The organism is Nesterenkonia salmonea (assembly GCF_005771525.1).
Lineage (GTDB): Bacteria > Actinomycetota > Actinomycetes > Actinomycetales > Micrococcaceae > Nesterenkonia > Nesterenkonia salmonea.
In genome coordinates this window covers 1-2,743 of record NZ_VAVZ01000085.1, presented here as the reverse complement: position 1 = coordinate 2,743, position 2,743 = coordinate 1, and the positions used below count along the sequence as shown (strand labels likewise).

The 2,743-nt window shown below is 61.2% G+C and carries 2 protein-coding genes and 1 pseudogene; all 3 read right to left on the bottom strand.

Features of this window, described 5'->3' with window-relative positions:
- Nucleotides 1-319: 319 nt before the first annotated feature.
- Nucleotides 320-1,816, bottom strand: coding sequence for a multicopper oxidase family protein (locus tag FEF26_RS15290; protein WP_138254393.1), 1,497 nt, complete (start codon nucleotides 1,814-1,816; stop codon nucleotides 320-322).
- Nucleotides 1,813-2,079: an SHOCT domain-containing protein gene (locus tag FEF26_RS15285; RefSeq protein WP_208012959.1), complete on the bottom strand. Its 267-nt coding sequence runs from the start codon at nucleotides 2,077-2,079 to the stop codon at nucleotides 1,813-1,815. Before FEF26_RS15285 ends, FEF26_RS15290 begins: the two co-directional genes overlap by 4 nt.
- A 31-nt stretch (nucleotides 2,080-2,110) precedes the next feature.
- Nucleotides 2,111-2,347 (bottom strand): annotated as a pseudogene (locus tag FEF26_RS16210) (transposase); the annotation flags it as partial.
- Nucleotides 2,348-2,743 lie beyond the last annotated feature (396 nt).

The following is a 2,743-nucleotide window of genomic DNA, read 5'->3' as shown; positions in this document are numbered from 1 at the left end:
ACAAAGTCGCCCGAGCACGAACCAGCCTCAACGAACAGGCAAACCAAAACTGAGACAGACCACTAGCATCATTGATAACATTGGAAACCGCGCTGCTTGATTTGCCTTCGGAGGAGCCAGAGGTGGTCTGCAGGTCGATCCGACTCAGTTTTCAGCAGAGGAGCTGGGAGCCATGACCCGTCGGTTCGCGTTGTCACTGATGCTTGGGGCACTCTCCATCACTGGGACACTTCGAAAAACCAGAACTTCCCGTCACACGATTTGTATAACTGCGCGGGTCGCCATTACTTCCACCACGGTTTCCCTGCCCTGTGTTCGGTCAGCGGGCTTCGACGGTGCCCATCATGCCCTGGTCTTCGTGGTCGAGGATGTGGCAGTGGTAGACGGTACGCCCAGGGAAGTCGTCAAAGGCGATGAGGACCTGCACTTCCCCGAAAGCCGGGACGTTCACAACGTCCTGCCATCTCGGTTCGGACAGGTCGCGGTCCCCGTCTTCTACGATCTGCATGGGCCAGACGTGCAAGTGGATCGGGTGGTCCATGGGGCTTGAGTTTGTCAGGGTCCATTGCTCCACGGTCGCAGTCGCCACCGAGATGTCTGTCCTGTCGGGATCGAACTCCTGACCGTTGATGGTGAACGTCATCATGGTGGTGGCCTCGTCACCCCCTTCACCGCCCATCATCGTCCGGTCGCCTCCCATGGCCCCGGTCATACCCATGGCGAAGTCCACGGTGCGGGTGGCGACGGCCGGCTCATCTCGCAGATCTCGCAGCGCGGGGCCCTGCGACACGAGCGCGGGCCTCGGGGCGGGGTTCCCGGACACTTCGAGGGTGAGCAGTCTGATCGGTTCGTCGTTGCCGGGCTCGTTGTCGCCCCTCATGGTCCCGCCCATGCCGCCGCGGTCCACTGGTGCGGCGACCAGGGCCGAGGAGCCCTCGGTGGCTTCAACGAGGAGTTCAATGCGGTTGCCGGGGGCGATGTCCACTTCGGTGACCTCCTCGGGGGTTGGGAGGCGCCCGAGGTCGCGGCTGAACAATCGGACCTGCTGTCCGGCCAGCTGCAGGCGGAGGTAGCGTGAGGGGCAGGCGTTGACAATCCGCCAGCGCTCCCGCTCCCCCGGCGCGGCGGTGACCTGCGGGCGAAGTTGTCCGTTGACCAGGACCAGCTCACCTTCCCGACCCATCATCTGCTGCATCTGGTTGACTCCGGCGAGGTTACCGGAAGCGTCCAGGGTCAGGTCCGACATCACCATGAGCCGCTCTCGGGTCATCGGGACGGGCTCATGGTCCTCCACGATGATGGCTCCGTAGAGTCCGGCACCGACTTGCTCGGCCACATGACCGTGGCGGTGCGGATGATACCAATAGGTACCTGGCGGGTGGTCAGCAGGCAGAGCAAACTCATAATCAAAGGACTCGCCGGGGTCAATGCTCACGAACGGATTATCGCTGTTGCCTTCGGGAGAAACATGTAACCCGTGCACGTGTAGGTTCGTCGAGACCCGAAGCTGGTTATGCATCGCCACCCGAATCGTGTCCCCCGGCGCCACGTGCAAAGTCGGTCCGGGCAGGGAACCGTTGAAAGCTTGGACCGAGGCTTCCCGGCCGGCGACCTCGATGCGTGCCGCGGCGGCGATCAGGTCCAGTTCCAGCACACCGTCGCGGCTGACCAACACCTCCGGTTCGATTAGGTCTGCACCGCCGGTGTCGCCGGTACCACCGGTGGTGGTCCACCACAGCCCGGCACCGCCCACGACGGTGGCCCCTGCCCCGGCTGCGCCCAGGGCCAGCAGTTGGCGGCGGGTCAACGAGCTCACCGACCGTCCCCTTCCAGGTTCCGAAGCCGTTCCTGGTACTCCTCGATGTCAATCTCGCCGCGGGCGTAGCGCTCATCAAGGATAATTCTTCCCCGGCCAGGGTCTGCGCCCATCTCACGGGTGGTGTTGGATCCGCCGGTAGTCGAGGATCCGCCGGTGAAGGCCTTCACCAGGACCACCCCCAGCACGATCACTCCGAGGAGCACTAGCAGCCCAAAAATCCACGTCTGTACCATACCGCCCGTACCGTCCCAGTTCATCATGGGCATGCTCCTCTTCTCGCGTTCCCGAATTTTATTTTGAAGTGCAACACTGACCGGTTGTTTCTAAGTGTAGGTGCTCGTCGAATGCTTCGGCCGGGGTGAACCAGCCCAGGCATTTGCGGGGCTGGTTATTGATCTCGGTGACAGCGGCTTGGAGCTCTTCTTCGCTGAGGTGGCTGAAGTCTGTGCCTTTGGGATAGTAGCGGCGCAGCTTGCCGTTGTGGTGCTCATTGGTGCCCCGCTGCCATGAGGAGTAGGGGTCGGCGAAGCTTGGGCTTATGATGATCCGTGTACGCATCTCGTGCACCAGATCGAGCATGACCTCCTGGTTGGGATAAGCGTCGGCCTCGATTCCGTAGAGCTTCAAAACTTTCGGTGTACTACCCCCGCTTTGATCCAATGCAGCGATGAAACCGACCTCGTTCTTGACCCTGTCCTGTTTAGCTGAGTCCATGGCTCCCTTTCGGCATACTCGAACTACTGCCTGTGCTTCTTCAGCCTACTGTCCCTCGCAGTTATTTGAATCTGTCCTCGAGCCCACCTCTATTAAGGGACGGTTATCGCAGTTCACCTCCGCACGTCGACCATGAGGAGCGTGAACCTAGTGGTGTGTCTCGTAAATAGTTAGGCCGTCTGGGGATAGAATGGAGTATGTCTGCTCCAG

Bases quoted from the DNA above. Each gene is read 5' to 3' on its own strand.
- FEF26_RS15285 (WP_208012959.1), bottom strand. From the start codon at position 2,079: ATGATGAACTGGGACGGTACGGGCGGTATGGTACAGACGTGGATTTTT.